Below are 18,160 nucleotides of genomic sequence, written 5' to 3' on the forward strand. Positions count from 1 at the left end.
CCCTACCGTGCCTTTGACAGTTTTTGGGACAGGTTTTTGGACTGATCTTTAAACAGCTCTTTGTGTTTCACCGTGACGATTGGAGCAGGGTACTCCTTCAGGCGTTGTTGGCCCTGCTGGTGCTGGCAAATGTGCTCCAGCGTCGAGTCCTTCAGCTCCGGTAACCAAAGGTGAATGTGGCTTAACTCCGGGTCGTACTGGCGCAGTTGCTTGTTCAGCATAAAGTAGCGGCCATTGCGTGGATCATGGCCACTGCCCGCAATGTAACTCCAGTTGCCCCAATTGCTGGCGACGTCAAAGTCGATCAGGTGTTGTTCAAACCAACGTGCTCCCAAACGCCAGTCGAGCTGTAATTCATGAATAAAAAAGCTCGCCAGAATCTGGCGAAGGCGGTTGGAAACGAAGCCACTTTGATGCAGCTCGTTGAGCCCGGCATCAATCATCGGGAAGCCGGTGGAAGCGTTACGCCAGGCGTCCCAGTTGGATTGGTTAAACGCGGGTGGGCTGGTCAATTCCCCAGCTTTCAGGCCACTGTAGGTGAAGAATCGGTGCTGATTCACGCGCAGCGACCAATGGAAAAACTCCCGCCACAGCAGCTCTTGCTTGAGCCAGCCAGAGTGCTCCGAGCTGCCAAATTCCGACTCGTAATCATTGATTTGCTGCCACACATAACGTGGCGACAAACTGCCCCACGCCAGCCAGGGACTGATCTGGCTGGAATAGTCATCGCCGGTCAGGCGGTTACGGGTGCTTTTGTAGTGATCGATGGCACGCCGTTGCCAGAGGTATTCCTTCAGCCATTTGATGCCTGGCTGCTCACCGCCCAGGCGGTTAAAACCGGGCTGGGGCTGCAAGTGCCAGTCGTCCGGCCATTGAATGTTGCCGGGCACATCGGGCGTCCAGTCGGTCAGCAGCAAGGGGGATGGTGCTATTGGCTCCGGCGGTTGAATATCCAGTTTGCGCTCAACCTGTTTACGGAAGCCGGAAAAGCTGGCCGGGAAGCTGTTCTGATTCAGCAGTGGCGCCAACTGTTCTTCACTGAACAGCGTTTGCGACTCATACGTGGTGATAGTCATGTGCGGCTGCAATTGCGCCAGCCAGTCGGCTTCTTCCGGGGCTTGTGCCGTATGGGTCAGCAGTTCAAAGGGATGTTGTTGATGCAGCTGCGTTAACACTTCAACCGGATCGCCGCTGGTCAGCGTCAGGCGGATGTTTTCCTTGTACAGGTCCCGGTGTAACTGAATCAAGCAGGTACGCAAGAATCTGGCTTTGACGGCACTGAGGCGGTGGGTGCCATGGCTGTCGGTCTGTAACCAGTGGGACGGCAGAATGTAGACCACCGCCAGAGGTTGCTGACGCTGGCGAGCCAGTTCAAAACCCGGGTGGTCGTGCAGGCGCAGGTCATTGCGAAGCCAAAGTAACTGCATAGTGGCGCTCCTGTTACCGATTCCGGGCGTGGAGTTCATTGCCACGCTTGTCTTGAACGTTTTGATCACGAGCTGGAATGCGGCAGCCGTCGTTGCAGCTATTCGGTGAGAAGGCAGCTTTGAAGTTGCCGGTCAGCAGGGCAGATATACGATGGCGCTGACCGGCGAACAGCAGATAGAAGCGGTCAGCAATGGGGGCGGTGAAGCGCCAACGCAGTGGTGCGGTCAAATGGCCTTTGCCGACCAGTGACCACGCCATATGAGTCACATCGAGCCCTTTGATAACCCGGCCGTCCTGGGTTTTACCGTGCAGGATGCGGTCGGCCTCGACCGCATTGATGTCAGGGTGATGGGCTGCCAGCAAGGCCTCGGCATCTGGTGATGCCAGATCGAATAACGCAATCCGGCCGTTGGTATCCAGCTTGCGCAGGTGCTGCATTTCCCGACTGCACAGAGGGCAGTTGCCATCAAAGAATACCGTCAGTTGTGCATCGCTTGTCATTGCTAGCTATCCAAAACTTATACATACCTTGTATATGTTAGTGTTTGGCGCGCAATTTTTGAAGTCGGATTGTGTAACTCGTCGTCAGATTTTGGAGTTGTCCTTAAAGGTCGGGGTTAATTGCGGGCTATCGCTCCCTTCACCGTCAGCGGTTGTTGCGGACAGACCGCTGCCATTCATGATGTCGTCCATCACACCAAAAAAGTCTTCGCGGGTACGGTGTCGCTTCACCTGATCAAACAGCTGCTTCATGTCGACGGAAAACATCGAGAAATAGTGCAGCCACTGCTTCAGGCGGTCGGTCAGTTGTTTGTCTTCCAGATGCTCCAGACGAGCCGCCAGCTTGTGAATAAGGGCCACATTGTCACGCCAATCCATGGGTTGATAGTCGATTCTGGCCTTATGAGCCCGAATTCTGAGTCCAAGGTCGGGCGTTGCCACCAATCCTCGTCCTATCATCAACAAAGGCGTGTTGCTGACGGTTTGGCAGCGCAGGGCATGTTCCGGGGTCCAGATTTCACCGTTGGCCAATACCGGGATGTCGAGCAGGTCGGTGATCTTCTCGATCCATTCCCACCAGGCGGGTGGCTTATAGCCTTCAGTCTTGGTGCGGGCGTGGACGGTCAGCCATTGGATACCGGCATCGGCCAGTGCCTGGGCATTGTCTGTGGCCATGTGTTTGTCGCGGAAGCCCAGACGCATTTTGGCGCTTACCGGCACGTGCTCGGGCACCGCCTTGCGCACCGCGCTGGCAATGTCGTGCAGCTTGTCGGTGTATTGCAGTAATACGGCGCCGCCCTGGCTCTTGTTGACGGTTTTGGCCGGGCAGCCGAAGTTAAGATCAATGGCGGGAGCCCCGAGGCGTGCGGCTTTGGCGGCGTTTGCCGCCATCAGTTCCGGGTCGCTGCCGAGCAGTTGAATATGCACGGGAGTTCCGGAAAGTGTCTTTCCATTATTGTGTAATTCCGGACAGTATCTATAGAACACCTTTTCCGGAAACAGGGTATTGGAAACGCGAATAAACTCAGTAACACAATGATCAATACCGCCCACCGAGGTAAGGATTTCGCGTAAATGAAAATCCATCAATCCTTCCATCGGAGCCAGAGCAATGTAGAGATTATTGTCGGTACCAAAGGGTAATTGTGGTTGGGGCATTTATTCGATCTCACAATATTGATAATCACGGGGCGCGGAAATTCACACTTCTGTCGTTTAGCGTCAAGACAAAAAATATAGGTATTCAGAGCCTTTTTATGTCTTTTTGTTCGTTCCAGTATTTTTCAATTCTATGGGTAACATAATCAGCGGAAATAACTACGGGGTTATTGGCCTACCGGCCGAAATTGCCCCGAACCCGCATGAGACTTGACTCGGCTCAGTTGCCTGAGGTGATTTTATTAAGTAGTCTGATTCGGTTTTTCACCGTCACAAAGCTGTCATGAATGGATTTTGTGAAGGAAGAAGGACCGCTGTTTGCATCATAAAAAATTTTATTTATAGGAGCCGCTTGCATGTCTGAGCCAGGACTCGTCACGCAAGGTTTGGAACTCATGGTGTTTGGTATGGGTACCGTATTTGTCTTTCTGACAATGCTGGTATTCGTTACCGGAGCCATGTCCAAGCTGGTGAGTAAATATTTCCCTGAACCAGAGCCAGTACCTGCACCTGCCAGGAAACCTGCCGCTGCTGCGCCACAGGGAGTTGATCCACAATTGCTGAAAGTATTGTCAGCTGCTGTGAAAGAACATCGTGCTCGCCAAAAGTAAGGCACGAACTCATAACAATCAGAAGCGTTCCAAAAACGTTATCTAGGAAAAGGCCATCATCCATGACCGATTCTAAAAAACTCGGAATTACCGACGTCGTATTGCGCGACGCGCACCAATCGATTCTGGCGACCCGCATGCGTATTGACGACATGCTGCCTATCGCTGAAAAGCTGGACCAGGTAGGTTACTGGTCACTGGAATCCTGGGGTGGTGCAACATTTGACTCATGTATCCGTTTCCTCGGTGAAGACCCGTGGGACCGTATCCGCGAATTCAAGAAAGCCATGCCAAAGACCCCGCACCAGATGCTGCTGCGCGGTCAGAACCTGTTGGGTTATCGTCACTACGCTGACGACGTGGTTGAAAAGTTCGTTGAGCGCGCTGCGACCAACGGTGTGGACGTTTTCCGCGTTTTTGACGCCATGAACGACCCGCGCAACCTGGACACCGCACTGAAAGCAGTGAAAAAGCAGGGCAAACACGCCCAGGGCACACTGTCTTACACCACCAGTCCGGTTCACACGCTGGAATCCTGGGTCGATCTGGCCAAACAGATTGAAGACATGGGTGCAGACTCCATCGCCATTAAAGACATGGCCGGTGTACTGACGCCTTATGACGCTTTCGAGCTGGTTTCCCGCCTGAAAGCCCAGACTGACCTCGAAGTTCAGCTGCATGCGCACGCGACTTCAGGTCTGTCCGACATGACCATCCTGAAGGCTGTGGAAGCCGGTATTGACCGCGTTGATACTGCCATTTCCTCCATGTCCATGACCTACGGCCACACGGCTACCGAATCCATCGTTGCAGCACTGGCTGGCACCGAGCGTGATACCGGTATCGACCTGCTGTTGCTGGAAGAGATTGCCGCTTACTTCCGTCAGGTTCGTAAGAAGTACGCCAAGTTTGAAGGTGCCCTGAAAGGTACCGACAGCCGTATTCTGGTGGCTCAGGTGCCAGGTGGCATGCTGACCAACATGGAAAACCAGCTGCGCGAGCAGGGTGCTTCTGACAAGTTTGACGACGTACTGAAAGAAATTCCTCGCGTTCGTGAAGACCTGGGTTACATTCCGCTGGTGACTCCAACCTCCCAGATCGTTGGTACCCAGGCGGTACTGAACGTACTGACTGGCGAGCGTTACAAGTCCATCTCGAAAGAGACCCAGGGCATCCTGAAAGGCGAATACGGTGCGGCACCTGCTGCCATGAATGCTGAGCTGCAAGCCCGCGTTCTGGACGGTAAAGAAGCCATTACCTGTCGCCCGGCAGACCTGATCGAAAACGAAATGGACAAGGTAATTGCCGACGTTGAGAAGCTGGCCAAGGACGAAGGTCTGACGCTGGCTGCCGACAAGATCGACGACGCCCTGACCTACGCCATGTTCCCGCAGATTGCACCGAAGTTCCTCAAGAACCGTGGCAATCCGGATGCCTTCGAGCCAGCGCCTAAGGGCGATGCCGAAGACACCTTCACCATCACCGTAGACGGCAACGAATACGTGGTGCAGGTAGACGAAGGCGGCGATGTCACCAAGCTGGGTGCTATCAACGGCGCACCAACCTCTCTGGGCGGTAACGCACCAGCCGCGGCGGCGGGCGCTGCTCCGGCAGCCGGTGAAGGCGATGCCATTGCTGCACCGCTGGCCGGTAACATCTGGAAAGTACTGGTGTCTGCTGGCGAACAGGTTGCCGAAGGCGATGTGGTTGTGATCCTCGAAGCCATGAAGATGGAAACCGAGGTTCGTGCACCACGCGCTGGTACCGTGACTGCGGTAAGCGCTGCTGAAGGTTCTGCCGTGAAAGTTGGCGATACCCTGTACACCCTGGCATAACGGGAGGCTGATTTATGCAAAGCTTAATCAACCTCTGGAACGATACCGGTATTGCCCACATTGAAGGCGGCCAGGCTCTGATGATGCTGGTGGCCTTCGGTATGCTTTACCTGGCCATCAAAAAGGGCTTCGAGCCCTTGCTGTTGCTGCCTATCGCTGTCGGTACCCTGATGGTAAACATCCCGGGTGCCGGTCTGGGCTGGTCTGCTGCGGAAGCGGCGATCCGTTCCGGCGATGCCAACGTGCTGGCGGAATTCGGCAAGCTGTTTGGTCTGGCTGCTGATGCTGGTATGCAGGACGTATTTGCGGCCTATAAAGAAGCCTATGAAACCCAGGGCATGCTGTACAAGAAAGCCGTTGCCTTGGGCTCTGCCCTGGGCTTCGACAGCGGCATGCTGTACGTGTTCTACAACATGACCATCGCCAGTGGTGTTGCACCGCTGCTGATCTTCATGGGTGTAGGTGCCATGACTGACTTTGGCCCACTGCTGGCAAACCCGAAAACCCTGCTGCTGGGTGCTGCTGCCCAGTTCGGTATTTTCGGTACGGTTGCCGGTGCCGTGTTGCTGACTGACGCAGGCTTGATGGACTTCACCATCCAGCAAGCGGCAGCGATTGGTATCATTGGTGGTGCTGATGGCCCAACCTCGATCTTTATTGCCTCCAAGCTGGCGCCTGAGCTGCTGGGTGCGATCGCGGTTGCTGCATACTCCTACATGGCTCTGGTGCCGCTGATTCAGCCACCAATCATGAAGGCGTTGACCAGCGAAGCCGAACGTTCCATCAAGATGGATCAGCTGCGTACTGTTACCAAGCTTGAGAAGATCATCTTCCCAATCGCGGTACTGGTACTGGTAGCCCTGCTGCTGCCTTCTGCTGCGCCACTGCTGGGTATGTTCTGCTTTGGTAACCTGATGAAGGAATCCGGCGTGGTAGAGCGTCTGAGCGATACTGCCCAGAATGCCCTGATCAACGTGGTCACCATCTTCCTGGGCCTGTCTGTGGGCTACAAGATGAGCTCTGATGCCTTCCTGAATGGCAGCACCCTGGCGATTATTGTACTGGGTCTGATTGCCTTCTGTGTGGGTACTGCTGCTGGTGTTCTGATGGCCAAGCTGATGAACAAACTGTCGAAAGACGCCATCAACCCGCTGATTGGTTCTGCCGGTGTATCCGCAGTACCGATGGCGGCGCGTGTATCCAACAAGGTCGGTCTGGAAGCCAACTCCCAGAACTTCCTGCTGATGCACGCCATGGGCCCGAACGTGGCCGGTGTGATTGGCTCGGCGGTTGCTGCCGGTGTGATGATCAGCTTCTTCGGAGCCTGATGGTCATTACCAATGCATCAAAAAGAACGGCGCCTTGTGCGCCGTTTTTTTATGCCTGTTAGTCTGGTTCAGAGGTTATTTTGAGAGTTAAAGAAAGGGGGAAGTGCAAAATGGCGGATTCACTGGAACAACACATTAACCAGCTGGCCCACTGGGAGGTAATCGACGGCAAGCTGTGTCGTGAGCTGGTGTTCAAGGACTTCTCGGAGGCCTTTGGGTTTATGAGCCGGGTGGCGCTGGTCAGCGAAAAAATGGATCACCATCCGGATTGGAGTAACAGCTACAACCGCGTCAGCATTGCGCTGGTGTCTCACGACAAGAAAGCGCTGACGATGCGGGATGTTCGATTGGCGCAGGCGATTAACGCTATGTTGGAGTCGTGAAGAAAGGCCGGTGTTCGCAGGCAAGCCTGCTCCTACAGGTTCTATTGAGCTATTGGATTGTCGGCAGGACATGCGCTTAGCGGGTGGCACTCAACATTGCGGGCGGGCCGCCCGCGCTCCCGGCGGGTTTTATTGATCTGTCGGTGGAGTGAACCGCCGGCCACAAAAAACGGCGCACAAGGCGCCGTTTTGATACCAACCAAAAACCGGGTTTACTTCAGTTTCAGGGTGGTGAGGGTGCGTTCACGCACCTGGTTGAGCAGCTCGGCGTTGTCGATCAAGGATTCGCCGTAGGATGGAATCAGGGCTTTCAGGCCTTCTTTCCATTCGCTGTTCATTCGCTCGCTAAAGCATTTCTCCAGTACTTCGATCATTGCGAAGGCGGCGACGGAAGCACCCGGGGAGGCACCCAGCAGGGCGGCCAGAGAGCCGTCTTCAGCGGCAACCAGTTCGGTACCGAATTCCAGCTTGCCTTTGCCCTTGGCGTCTTTCTTGATTACCTGTACGCGCTGGCCGGCGTGCGCCAGTGTCCAGTCGCTGGATTTGCAATCCGGGAAGTAGCCACGCAGGGTGCTGACGCGGTCGTCGTGTGACTGCATCACTTCGCTGATCAGGTATTTGGTCAGATCCATGTTGTGCATGCCCACCGACATCATCGGGAACAGGTTGTCGGTGCTGACGGACTTGATCAGGTCCAGCTTGGAGCCTTTTTTCAGGAACTTGGTGGTGAAGCCAGCGTATGGGCCAAACAGCAGTGCTGGCTGGCCGTTAATAATACGGGTGTCCAGGTGTGGTACGGACATTGGCGGCGCGCCAATGGCGGCTTTACCGTAAACCTTGGCGTGGTGCTGGGAAACGATTTTCTCGTCCTTGCACACCAGCCACTGGCCGGATACCGGGAAGCCACCGTAGCCTTCGGCTTCTTCAATGCCGGAAGCTTGCAGCAGTGGCAGGGAGCCACCGCCAGCGCCAATGAATACGAAGCCAGCGTCGATGGTGCTGGTTTTGCCGCTGTTGCGGTCGCGCAGGGAAACGGTCCAGCGCTTGTCGCTGCGGTTACGCTCGAAATCCACCACTTCGGTGTTCAGGCGCAGGTCGAGGGCATCCTGACTGGTCAGGCGATTAACCAGGTTGCGGGTGAGGGAGCCGAAATCGACATCGGAGCCGTAGGCAACACGGGTACCGGCAACTGGTTCGGATGGGTCGCGGCCTTCCATCACCAGTGGCATCCACTGTTTCAGGACTTCCGGATCATCGCTGAATTCCATGTCGGCAAACAGGTGGTGGGCAGACAGCTTTTCGGCGCGCTGGCGCAGGAAAGCGACGTTCTTTTCACCCCAGACAAAGCTGATGTGTGGCGTGGTGTTGATGAACTGGGTCGGTTCCGGCAGTTCGCCATTTTCTACCAGGGTGCTCCACAGTTGCAGGGAGAGCTCGAAGTTGGCGTTGATTTTCAGCGCCCGCTCAATGGTCACATTGCCATTGGCGTCTTCCGGGGTGTAGTTGAGTTCGCAGTATCCGGCGTGGCCCGTACCAGCGTTGTTCCAACCATCGGTGCTTTCGTGCGCAACGTGATCCAAACGTTCAACCATGGTGAGCTTCATGGATGGATCCAGCTTGTTCAGCAGGGTGCCGAGCGTGGCGCTCATCACACCGCCGCCGATCAGGAGGACATCGACCTGTTGAGTAGTCATTACGATTTCGCCTTTTGATCTAAGTCGTTTTGTCAGAACACGCGTTTTGTCGCGTCTTCCGTTGGGCCACATCATCTCGCGGACTTTTGATCCAGGCTCGGTCGTTTGGGCGTGTCACGGTGACCACGGCGACTCTGATTGAGCTGAGATGATTCGAAACCGGGGGGCTTTATACAAACCCTCTGTTCAGCAGACAAGCCGAGCAGTAGAAAACTTCTACTAACGTATGGCTCAGTTAGGAAGTCCGGAGATGTCCGGAGGATGACTACCAGGTGGGGTAGAAGATTCCGTCACTCGGGGGTGTTGAGTGTTGGACCAAACATCGCCTACTTGGGTCTGGTTTGTCTGCTTTGTGCGGAAATTGACCCAAAATACGCCACAATGGGGTGAAAAAGGTAACTTTTCTTGACTCTGGGGCAAAAAGTATTCCGCAGGTGCAATCTAAGGAACCATGCTATTAATGTCAATTCGGTTACGAAATAGTGAATATCATCCTAACTATATAAGCCGAAAAGATGACTTATTCCGACCATTTGCGTAACAGATTGTGATAAAGCTGCCCGAGTCGGGCCACTTCGTCGTGATCGGTGCCCAGTTTTGCCCCCAATGTCTGGATCGACTGATCCATCTCAAACAGCATTTCCCGCTCGGCCGGGTCCTTCACCAGGCTTTGCATCCACATAAAGGAAGCCAGACGCTGCCCTGAGGTCACTGGAGTGACCTGATGCAGGGATGTTGAGGGGTAAACAATCAAATCGCCCTCAGGCAGTTTGACGCTTTGCAGGCCATAGCGGGTTTCAATTTGCAGTTCGCCGCCTTCGTAGGCGTCAGGGCTGTTGAGGAACAGGGTGGCCGAGACGTCGGTACGGATCTGTTCGGCAGTGCCGAGTCCCATGATGGCGTTGTCGACGTGCAAACCGTAGAAGCCACCGTTTTGGTAACAGTTGAAACGTGGCGGAAAGAAACGCGCGGGCAGGGCCGCTGAAATAAAAGTCGGGTGTTGTTGCAGCCGTTCAACGATCAGTGCTTGCAGCTGTTTGGCTATGTCACTGTTGTGGTCCAGTTGCAGGTTTTGCTTCACGTTGCGGGCGATGTCGCCGGCGGTTGTGGTGCCATCCTGCCAGACTCCTTGCGCCAGGCTGTGGCGAATGGCGGCGGTTTCTTCAGTGGTAAACAGAGTTTCAATCGCCAGTAACATGATGACCATCCTGACCGGGTGACGGGGTTATTGCTTGCGCAGCTACTAAAAAGGCCTGCTGTCAGCACGGATCTGAACGCTGACGAGCAGGCAAGTTGTTACTCTAAACGGAGTGCTCCTTGTGCTGTGGCGTGTGCCGTGGCGTGCGCTGCAGCAACAAGGAGCGGGATACGGGCTCGATCAGAACTCGTATTCGATGGTCAGCTGGCTGTTACGGGCATCGCCAATGTAGGCGAAGGTGCCGGAACGGTAAGCTGTCAGGTAGTACTTGGTATCGGCAACGTTGCCAACGTTCAGACGGGCCTTCAGCTGTTCGCTGAATTCATAGGTCGCGAACAGGTCGAAGATGCGGTACGCCGGAACGTACAGATCACCGGCCGGGCTGTCTGGCTGGCCAACGTAGGACTCGCTGGCGTAGGTCATAGCGCCACCCACAGACAGGGAATCGTCGAGCGCGTAGTTCAGCATCACGTAGGCTGAGTTGTCCGAGAAGTTGGCCAGACGACCGCCAATGTTGCTCTCGTCGTAGCTGTCCGTTACTTCAGAAATCATGTGGGTGTAACCCGCCTGAGTGCTGAGGTTGTCGGTCAGGTTACCGGTCAGGCCCAGTTCAATACCCTTGACGCGGTTGGCGCCGGTGTTGAGCTGGCCAGCGGAAGTGTAACCGGTGCTATTGCGGTCTTGTTCCATGACGTTTTTCTTCTCAACCTGGAACATCGCCAACGTTGCCAACAGTTTTTCGTCGTTCAGCTCAACCTTGAAGCCCATCTCGTAGTTGGTGGTGTCTTCCGGTTTGCTACCGCCGACAATGTCGGCATCGCCGCACAGACCGCCGTAGCCACAGTTGCCGCCAACGTCGGATTCACCGCCATTGATGTTGGAGGAGGTGCTCCAGGTGGCATAGAAGTTGGCGTTGTCGAGGAACTCAACGGTCATGCCCAAATGGCCATTCCACAAGGTGTCGTCGTATTCATAGCGGGAGGGAGTGCTTGAGCCCCGGCCCATCACAACGTTGCTGTAGTCGAACTGGTCAGCACGAATACCGGCAAACACGTCCAGCTGGTCGTTCACTTCGATGGTATCCATCAGGTAGAAGGACCAGGTGGTGATCTGGTAGTTGGAACTCCAGTCGCCTTTACTGATGTTGCGGCCTATCAGGCTGTTGATGTCGTCGACCTCGTTGCCGTTGGCATCAATCAGACAGTAGCCGCCTGACACCCCGCCACGTCCGGAAACGATACAGTTGGTTGCGCCAGACGGGCTGTCGCTGTAGCTGCCGTTCAGTACGTCGTGTTTGGAGTATTCCAGACCGGTAACGAACTGGTGTTCCATGCCACCCAGCTCGGCGTCAAAGTAGACGTTCAGCTGATCAACGAAGTATTCCACTTCCTGCCAGCCGGTGTGGTTGCTCAGGCTGATGCTGGAGTAGGTGCTGGTGCTGTCGTCAACGTCATCGGTACTGGCGGCGTCGTACGCTGAGGTTGAGCCAGCGCCAGTCACGAAGTAGCCATTGTTGGTGGTGCCGTGACGAATGGCGTTGGTAATGGTGACGTTATCTGTCTCGTACTCACCACGCAGGGTCCAGGTGTCGACGCGGGACTTGAGGAAGTCTTCGTCCTGCACGTAGGAAGGAACGTCTTCGTTCACCTTGCCCGTGGAGCGGTCGATGTAGGCGCCCAGGTCGGCATGGTCAAACGCGCTCAGGTGGTAGTAGTCGGCGATGATCTTCAGCTCGTCGGTGGCCTGGATCGACGCAGATACCGCGGCACCGTTACGCTCGCGGTCGGCCGGTTCGCGGTCTGGCACTTCTTCATAGGCGTGCAGCAGGTTGGCACGAACCGCAATGGTGTCGGTCAGGGCCAGGTTGCTGTCGACGGTGGCACGGCGGTAGCTGTCGGTGCCAACACCCGCAGAGATTTTGTTGAAGCTGTACTCAGTGCTGGCTTGTTTGGTGATGCTGTTTACCGCACCGCCAGTGGAACCACGACCTGCGAAGGTCGAGCTTGGGCCTTTGGTTACTTCAACCTGTTCTACCGCGAAGCTTTCGCGGGTGGTCATGCCGGTGTCGCGCAGGCCATCAACAAACACATCGGAGCGGGCTTCGTGGCCACGGATAACATAGCGGTCACCGAAGGCGTTGCCGTTTTCACCGGTACCCAGGGTAATGCCTGGTTGCGCTGCAAGGATGTCCTTGATGTCGCTTTTGCCAGAGTCCTGGATTTGGGTCTGGGTCAGCACGGTGATGGTTTGTGGGGTGTCGGCCAGAGGCTTCAGGTGACGACGGTCACCGGAGGTTTTGGCTTTGTATGGCGCGCCGTCTTCGGCGTATGGGTTGGTATCGACCGTACGTTCTTCGATCTGGAGCGTGTCCAGCATGATCGGGTCATCATCATTCGCCATCGCCGTGGTGGCTGTCAGCATGGAGGGAATACCCACCAACGCCGGAGCGAGCGAGGCCGCCACTCTCAGTGAGAGCGGTTTCTTTTTCATGTTTTCCATCAGTTATCCCTTTATTGGTATATGTAGTTCAACACCACAACCGGGTCTGCGGCCCTGTTGTGGCTGGGCGGCCAGCGATGCATTGCCGCTGGCCTTGTTACAACGTTTATTCCTGCTCTGACGGGATCTGCGGTCCTGTCAGGGCAAGATGCCATTCATCGTTCAGACGATGGCGTTGGGCGGTTTTGCCCGTCTGCGTGCACCGCGCGGTCACAGGATCTGCGGTCCCGTTACGCCCGGTGCGGCCATCGATACGTTGCCGATGGCTGGTTGCAGTCAGCATTACCACGTTGCGTCCCACGGCCAGCGGATCTGCGGTCCGATTGGCTGCGGGAAATGTCATCGGTACATGGCCGGTGACTGAAGGCAGTTTGGCTGGCTGCGTGCTTCTCTCAGCCGGTGGATCTGCGGTCCGCCGGTTGATGGGAAGCGTCATCGATACATTGCCGATGACTGGGTGCAGTCAGCATCACTGCGTTGTTTTTTACGACTTGCTGCCCTCGGATCTGCGGTCCAAAGGCGGCAGGAAGCATCACCGGTACAAAACCGACGATGAATGCAATTCAGGTTGGGCGGGAAGGGCCCAGGCAAGCCTCGCTGGTGAGGCTTGCAGGATGGTCAGTCGGTAATCAGTGAATACTCGACCGGAATCACCATGCTCAAACGCTTTTTCTTTGGATAAAAGTCTTTCGGGACCAGTGGCAGTGGACTGGCTTTTTGAAGCATGTCCAGTGCTGCCTGGTCGAGCAGCTCCGAGCCAGAGGATTCATACACTCTTGAGCTCAGTACGTAGCCATCGCGGTCAAATGCAAATTGCAGTTTCACCACGCCTTCGATCTTTTTCTTCTTGGCCTTTGGTGGATATTCCTGATGTTGGTTAAGCCAGCGATTCAGGTCAGCAATGTAGCTCTTGGCTTTGCCTCGCTTGCCGCCACTGGCGCGGTCGGAACGGTTACCGGTGCGCTTGTTCATCTGCTCGCTGGAGACAGAATCCCGGGCGTTCGGATTGGCCTGCTCAAACTTTTCAGCCACCGCTGGCTTTTCCTCAACCTCTTCGACCGGTTCAACAGGTTGTTCCGGCTCAGGCGGTTGTGGTGGCTCTGGTTTCGGCGGCTGTTTTTGCTCTACCTTGTAGGTTTTTTCCGGCACCGGTTTGGCTTCCGGTTTGGGCAGTTCCAGAACCGGTTTTTTCTCTGGCTTGGGTACTTCTTTCTTCTCCGGCAGCTTCTTTTCTACCGGCTTGGGTTTCGGTTTGGGCTTGGGTTTAGGCTCCGGCTCAGGTTCCGCTTCTACCACAGGCTCTGGCTCGGCTTTTTTCATCCGGGCCATTTGTGCCGCTAACGCGCCCTGGCTGCCCAGACCAACCTGCTGACCAAACTCACCATCCCCTTCGGACATGCCGGTGGCTTCAACCTTGGGCGACCACATCAACCAGCCAGCAACACCTGCGTGAACACCGACGGCCAGTACTCCGGCGATAAGCCAATGACGTTTGGTCAGAATCATGGCTGGCTGCCCTCCCGGGTTTCAGAGTGCAACAGCACCGACTGCAATTGATGACGACGCAGCACGGCCATGGCTTTGTCCAGCTCTACGGCAGTGGCGTGTTCATCGGCAAACAGGGCGACGTTGATGGTGTCCGGGTTGCCCAGTTGTTGCAGTTGTTCGTCCAGTTCGTCCGGGCTGACAAAGACGCCGTCGAGCAGCAGCTGACCGTCGGCCAGCAGTTCCAGTTGCAGCTGGGTTTCCTGCTCAATTTCGGCCAGCTCGGCCTTCGGCAATACCAATGAGGCGTCTGGCATGGCGCGGATTTGTCCGGCGACCATAAAGAAGATCAGCAACAGGAAAACAATGTTGATCAACGGGATCATATTGTCGTCGCTGTTGGACTGCTTGCGGGGGCCGGTCAGGCTATTGCTGTCAAACATGATGGGTTCCGACTCGCTGGTCCGTTACTTGTCGAGGGCTTCCGGCAGGGTTTCGCCCAGCGTTACCGATTCAACCTGATGGTGATTGAGGTCTTCCATGGCATGCACAATGGTGCCAACTTCAACCTTGGGTTCCGGCAATAACACCAGCGCTTCGTCCTTGCGGATGGCGCTGATGGCATCGCTCAGGCTGTCGTAGTCTTGTGGCTCGTCTTGTACTAAAGTCACCGTGCCGCTCTCATGCAGCACCAGCAGCTGTGGCTGCTTGTTATCGGTGGCGGCACTGGCCGAGGCCGATTTGGAGTCCAGTGTGACTGCTCGCCAGTGAGTGAAACTGGAGGTCAGCATGAAGAACATCAGCAGAATGAACACCACATCGATCAGTGCAGTAAGACTGATCGGGCGGGCTTTCCGTGGTGGCATCAGCGCCTGGCTCATGGCGTTACTCCGTCAGCGTGTGCAGTTACTTGGCCGTGCCAGTGGCAGCGGTTTTCAGCTGTGGCTTCTGATGGCCAATAACAAACAGACGGTCGTGTACGTTTTGCAGGTTGGCGCCTTCCATTTCGACCTTGCGCTCCAGCGCGCTGTGAATCATGGAAACCGGGATCGCAACGGCCAGACCGGCGGCGGTGGTCAGCAGGGCTTGCCAGATACCGCCAGACAGCACCGCTGGGTCAACCTGAGAGCCGGCCGATTCCATTGCCTGGAAGGCTTCGATCATGCCCAGAACCGTACCGAACAGGCCGATCAGAGGTGCCACGTTGGCAATCACTTCAATGGGACGCAGGCCTTTACCCAGGTTTACCAGTGAAACCCGTGCGGTGCGCATGGACTCTTCTTTTAATACGTCTTCTGGCATCTGCTTCTGACGCAGTTCAGTAACGTGGGCAATCAGGCTCAGGGAAGGCGACTTTTGATTACGGGACATAATCAGGGTTTGCGCCACATCGCCTTTTTCCAGCAGAGCCAGTGCCTGTTCGGACTTTTTCTGGCCACCTGAACCAAGACGGATAAATTGCCAAACTTTGGCAAGAATAAAGGTGGTCGCAACCACGGACAGGAGAATCAGGATGGTGACGACAGGGCCGCCCTGAACTGGAAGAAGGGAAGTTTCAGCGTCCATGATTTGCCCTCAAAGAGAATAAGTATCATCAAGGCCGCGAAAGCTAATGTAGATGGTAATTGTTTGCAATCGTCAGTGTTCTGTCTGACCGCACAAATATACGATTCTGACAATTCCTGACCGTGCCGCTTGGGAATTTTAACGATTCGTTAATCAGTCGACGGTTTATTTATTTAGTTGATTAATTAATCAGTAATTGGACCGGTGAATTGACCTGTTAAACACAGGCGCTCAGTAGGCTCACAGACCTGCATTAGCGCAGGTCTGCCAGAGCGGGTTTGGTGGCGTAAAACTGGTACATGCCAGCAAACAGCTGAGGGTGTTGCTTTTCGATCTGCTGCCACTGGGCCGGGGTTAGCTCCGCAGCCGGCTGCTGGAAGAATTCGTTGGCCAGTTTAACGGCCTGGCCGCTGGCCAGCATGCCGACCCATTTGAGGCCCGCCCGTGACAACCAGTCTTCAATACCGGCGATATCAAAGACATGCTCGGTTGGATTGCAGAGCAAATCCCGGGTGCCGCTGAGTGAATAGAAGTCGCGGGAGTGCACAATCTCCTGAATCTGACGGTCGCTCAGCCCTGCTTGCTGGCCAATATCCATGTCTTTCAGGCCAAACCGCAGTTGCCGCAATTGGTTGGCGCTGTTGATGGTTGGGGTATCCAAATTGTTCCGCAGGGTCTGAATACCGCGTCGGGCTGTGCGACTGTAAAGCGCCAGCTTGATCACACCACCTGCCTTGAGAATGCTCGACAGCGCCATCAGGCCGGTCAGCGGGTTGTTCATATGGTGCAGTACGCCAGAGCACTCGATGGCGTCGAAAGATTGGTTCAGCTGGGCGACATCGAGAATGTCCCCCTGAATCCAGTCGACCGACAGGCCGAAGTCGGCTTGTCGTGAGCGGCCGTAGCTGAGCGACGCCAAACTCAGGTCGAGCGCGGTCACGTGAAGATCGGTAAAAAACCGTGCCAGCCGTAAGGCTTGTCGACCGGTGCCGCAACCGGCAACCAGCACGTTCAGTTGTGACCTTGGGCTTAAATGGCTGAGCTTGCCGGGGAACTGCTTCTGCAGCATGTCCATGTAATCGCTGGCGGGGTAGTTACCCAGATACTGCCAGCGCGGGTAGGGGTTGCTTTCATACAGCTGGGCAATCGGGCTTTGCTTGAAGTCCGGACTGGGGTGCGGCATTTGGCTGTCGTAACCCAGTTGGGGAATGACGTCTGCATGCAGGGTACGCTGTTCCTGTTCGGCCAGTTGCTGCAACAGCAGTTGGCTTACTCCCTGATCAAACGCCGGGTGCTGCAAACGCTGAGGCAGCAGTTGTGGTCGCAATGGGGTTTGCTGAATGGGCCGATACATGGCGATCAGCAGGCAACAGGCGGAAGCGGCTGCCAGTGATTGGGCGTCAGCCAGTTGCAACAGTTTGCTGCCGACCGTTTGCAAACGCGCAATTTGTTGTTGCTCGTCGTCGCTTTCCATCCAGCTGCCTTCGTTGAGGCTTGTCTGCTTGGCAATGGCCAGTGCCAGCGGCTGCAGTTTGTTATCAATGGCAAGTTGTCGTGTGGTCTGGGTCAGAATCGACAAACGGGCGGAGGTCAGCAGCCGTTCTAGGTCGGGGTCGGCCATGGCAAAGCGTGAGCAGGCCGCAATCAATAGCGGATCATCCAGCAGGTCAGTGATTTCCAGCGGGCGTTCGCCCTGAATCGCACGGTAGCGCAGTTTCAGCTGCCCCAGTGTCAGGCGGTCGAGCAGCGAAATATCACCTTCAAACTCAAACCATTGCAGTAATTCGTCGGCAAGGACAGCGTCGTATTCGTCCAGTCGTACCCCGGCAGCGGCTTCCATCAGACGGCTTTGCAGGTAGACGTCGTCCGGGTGTTGTTGCAGCAGCTGGCGGTATTCGGCAAAGGCTTCGTTAAAGTTGCCTTTCAGCAAGTGAATGTGAGCCAGCGATACCGGTGCCCGGGTGGCTACCCGCGAGATTCGGGTGGCGCGGGCAAAATAGTCTTCGGCCTGATCAAGCTGGTGCTGTTCCAGCGCAATCAGACCGGCGGTGTACAGAATACTGGTACTGTCGGGTTTCAGCCCAAGGCCGATGCCAGCCCAGCGTTCGGCGCTGTCGAGTTCGCCACGGCGCAGCTGAATACGGGCCAGCAGGTTGCAGCTTTGCAGGTTGCCCGGGTCGCTCAGGTGAGCCTTTTCGGCCAGCGTCAGGGCCTCGTCCAGCAAGTCGCTGCGGCCTTCGTCGCCAGCACGCGTGTAGAGGGTGCTGGCCTGAATGTACAGTGCCCTTGCCTTGCCCTTGAAACCCGGTATGTCGGTCTGCCTGAGTGCAGTGCTCTCCATGGGGACCCCTTGCCGCCCGGCGGCGAGTATCTGTCTGATGGTGCGGTCGTATTGCCGCTGATGGTCAGATAAAGCACAGCCTATGCCAAATTATAACTTGCTGTTTTAAATGGAATTTTTTGAGGCTTGGATA

The 18,160-nt window shown here is 55.7% G+C and carries 15 protein-coding genes; 4 read left to right on the forward strand and 11 right to left on the reverse strand.

Translation table 11 applies throughout. The features are described 5' to 3' along the window. Positions 1–2: 2 nt before the first annotated feature. The 3 genes from G516_RS23050 to G516_RS23060 form a co-directional block, all read right to left on the reverse strand. Positions 3–1,427 carry a DASH family cryptochrome gene (locus G516_RS23050; RefSeq protein ID WP_084645162.1) on the reverse strand — a complete coding sequence of 475 codons (1,425 nt, stop codon included), beginning with the start codon at positions 1,425–1,427 and terminating at the stop codon, positions 3–5. Between the two features lie 13 nt (positions 1,428–1,440). Further along, a complete protein-coding gene (locus tag G516_RS23055; RefSeq protein ID WP_084645164.1) occupies positions 1,441–1,929 on the reverse strand; it encodes a thiol-disulfide oxidoreductase DCC family protein in 489 nt (162 codons plus the stop codon). 84 nt (positions 1,930–2,013) lie between these two features. Further along, positions 2,014–3,087 (reverse strand): tRNA dihydrouridine synthase, encoded by a 1,074-nt coding sequence (locus tag G516_RS23060; protein WP_084645166.1) that lies wholly within the window; start codon positions 3,085–3,087, stop codon positions 2,014–2,016. A 356-nt stretch (positions 3,088–3,443) separates the two neighbouring features. Here G516_RS23060 and G516_RS0116900 point away from each other — a divergent pair, with 356 nt between their 5' ends. From G516_RS0116900 to G516_RS0116915, 4 genes are all read left to right on the forward strand, one after another. Then, the gene (locus G516_RS0116900; RefSeq protein WP_028294637.1) at positions 3,444–3,698 is read left to right on the forward strand and encodes an OadG family protein; all 255 of its coding nucleotides are present in this window, start codon (positions 3,444–3,446) and stop codon (positions 3,696–3,698) included. A gap of 62 nt (positions 3,699–3,760) precedes the next feature. Then, the gene (oadA, locus tag G516_RS0116905) at positions 3,761–5,533 is read left to right on the forward strand and encodes a sodium-extruding oxaloacetate decarboxylase subunit alpha (RefSeq protein ID WP_028294638.1); all 1,773 of its coding nucleotides are present in this window, start codon (positions 3,761–3,763) and stop codon (positions 5,531–5,533) included. 14 nt (positions 5,534–5,547) lie between these two features. Further along, positions 5,548–6,861, forward strand: a complete 1,314-nt coding sequence (locus G516_RS0116910) for a sodium ion-translocating decarboxylase subunit beta (protein ID WP_028294639.1) — start codon at positions 5,548–5,550, stop codon at positions 6,859–6,861. A 110-nt stretch (positions 6,862–6,971) separates the two neighbouring features. Next, positions 6,972–7,244, forward strand: coding sequence for a 4a-hydroxytetrahydrobiopterin dehydratase (locus G516_RS0116915; protein WP_028294640.1), 273 nt, complete (start codon positions 6,972–6,974; stop codon positions 7,242–7,244). Between the two features lie 212 nt (positions 7,245–7,456). On the opposite strand, the gene mqo is transcribed toward G516_RS0116915, so the two are convergent. The 8 genes from mqo to G516_RS0116960 all read right to left on the reverse strand — a co-directional run bounded on the left by mqo (position 7,457) and on the right by G516_RS0116960 (position 18,027). After that, positions 7,457–8,938 (reverse strand): malate dehydrogenase (quinone), encoded by a 1,482-nt coding sequence (gene mqo / locus G516_RS0116920; RefSeq protein ID WP_028294641.1) that lies wholly within the window; start codon positions 8,936–8,938, stop codon positions 7,457–7,459. A gap of 520 nt (positions 8,939–9,458) precedes the next feature. Next, positions 9,459–10,136 carry a Fe2+-dependent dioxygenase gene (locus tag G516_RS0116925; RefSeq protein WP_028294642.1) on the reverse strand — a complete coding sequence of 226 codons (678 nt, stop codon included), beginning with the start codon at positions 10,134–10,136 and terminating at the stop codon, positions 9,459–9,461. Between the two features lie 180 nt (positions 10,137–10,316). Further along, entirely contained in the window at positions 10,317–12,635 is a 2,319-nt protein-coding gene (locus G516_RS0116930; protein WP_156879085.1) for a TonB-dependent receptor, read from the reverse strand. 618 nt (positions 12,636–13,253) lie between these two features. Continuing rightward, the gene (locus G516_RS23065) at positions 13,254–14,141 is read right to left on the reverse strand and encodes an energy transducer TonB (protein WP_051219550.1); all 888 of its coding nucleotides are present in this window, start codon (positions 14,139–14,141) and stop codon (positions 13,254–13,256) included. Next, positions 14,138–14,563, reverse strand: a complete 426-nt coding sequence (locus G516_RS0116945) for an ExbD/TolR family protein (protein ID WP_028294645.1) — start codon at positions 14,561–14,563, stop codon at positions 14,138–14,140. The genes G516_RS23065 and G516_RS0116945 overlap by 4 nt, the downstream gene beginning before the upstream one ends. Positions 14,564–14,587: 24 nt before the next feature. Further along, the gene (locus G516_RS0116950) at positions 14,588–15,001 is read right to left on the reverse strand and encodes an ExbD/TolR family protein (protein WP_028294646.1); all 414 of its coding nucleotides are present in this window, start codon (positions 14,999–15,001) and stop codon (positions 14,588–14,590) included. A 25-nt stretch (positions 15,002–15,026) separates the two neighbouring features. Then, positions 15,027–15,686, reverse strand: a complete 660-nt coding sequence (locus G516_RS0116955) for a MotA/TolQ/ExbB proton channel family protein (RefSeq protein ID WP_028294647.1) — start codon at positions 15,684–15,686, stop codon at positions 15,027–15,029. A gap of 253 nt (positions 15,687–15,939) precedes the next feature. Next, positions 15,940–18,027, reverse strand: a complete 2,088-nt coding sequence (locus G516_RS0116960) for a class I SAM-dependent methyltransferase (RefSeq protein ID WP_028294648.1) — start codon at positions 18,025–18,027, stop codon at positions 15,940–15,942. Positions 18,028–18,160 lie beyond the last annotated feature (133 nt).

Source organism: Oceanobacter kriegii DSM 6294 (assembly GCF_000422845.1).
Classification (GTDB): Bacteria; Pseudomonadota; Gammaproteobacteria; order Pseudomonadales; family Oceanobacteraceae; genus Oceanobacter; species Oceanobacter kriegii.

Bases quoted from the DNA above. Each gene is read 5' to 3' on its own strand.
- G516_RS0116950 (WP_028294646.1), bottom strand. From the start codon at position 15,001: ATGAGCCAGGCGCTGATGCCACCACGGAAAGCCCGCCCGATCAGTCTT.
- G516_RS0116910 (WP_028294639.1), top strand. From the start codon at position 5,548: ATGCAAAGCTTAATCAACCTCTGGAACGATACCGGTATTGCCCACATT.
- G516_RS23050 (WP_084645162.1), bottom strand. From the start codon at position 1,427: ATGCAGTTACTTTGGCTTCGCAATGACCTGCGCCTGCACGACCACCCG.
- G516_RS0116960 (WP_028294648.1), bottom strand. From the start codon at position 18,027: ATGGAGAGCACTGCACTCAGGCAGACCGACATACCGGGTTTCAAGGGC.
- G516_RS0116945 (WP_028294645.1), bottom strand. From the start codon at position 14,563: ATGTTTGACAGCAATAGCCTGACCGGCCCCCGCAAGCAGTCCAACAGC.
- G516_RS23065 (WP_051219550.1), bottom strand. From the start codon at position 14,141: ATGATTCTGACCAAACGTCATTGGCTTATCGCCGGAGTACTGGCCGTC.
- G516_RS23060 (WP_084645166.1), bottom strand. From the start codon at position 3,087: ATGCCCCAACCACAATTACCCTTTGGTACCGACAATAATCTCTACATT.
- mqo (WP_028294641.1), bottom strand. From the start codon at position 8,938: ATGACTACTCAACAGGTCGATGTCCTCCTGATCGGCGGCGGTGTGATG.
- G516_RS0116925 (WP_028294642.1), bottom strand. From the start codon at position 10,136: ATGTTACTGGCGATTGAAACTCTGTTTACCACTGAAGAAACCGCCGCC.
- G516_RS0116955 (WP_028294647.1), bottom strand. From the start codon at position 15,686: ATGGACGCTGAAACTTCCCTTCTTCCAGTTCAGGGCGGCCCTGTCGTC.
- oadA (WP_028294638.1), top strand. From the start codon at position 3,761: ATGACCGATTCTAAAAAACTCGGAATTACCGACGTCGTATTGCGCGAC.
- G516_RS23055 (WP_084645164.1), bottom strand. From the start codon at position 1,929: ATGACAAGCGATGCACAACTGACGGTATTCTTTGATGGCAACTGCCCT.
- G516_RS0116930 (WP_156879085.1), bottom strand. From the start codon at position 12,635: ATGGAAAACATGAAAAAGAAACCGCTCTCACTGAGAGTGGCGGCCTCG.
- G516_RS0116900 (WP_028294637.1), top strand. From the start codon at position 3,444: ATGTCTGAGCCAGGACTCGTCACGCAAGGTTTGGAACTCATGGTGTTT.
- G516_RS0116915 (WP_028294640.1), top strand. From the start codon at position 6,972: ATGGCGGATTCACTGGAACAACACATTAACCAGCTGGCCCACTGGGAG.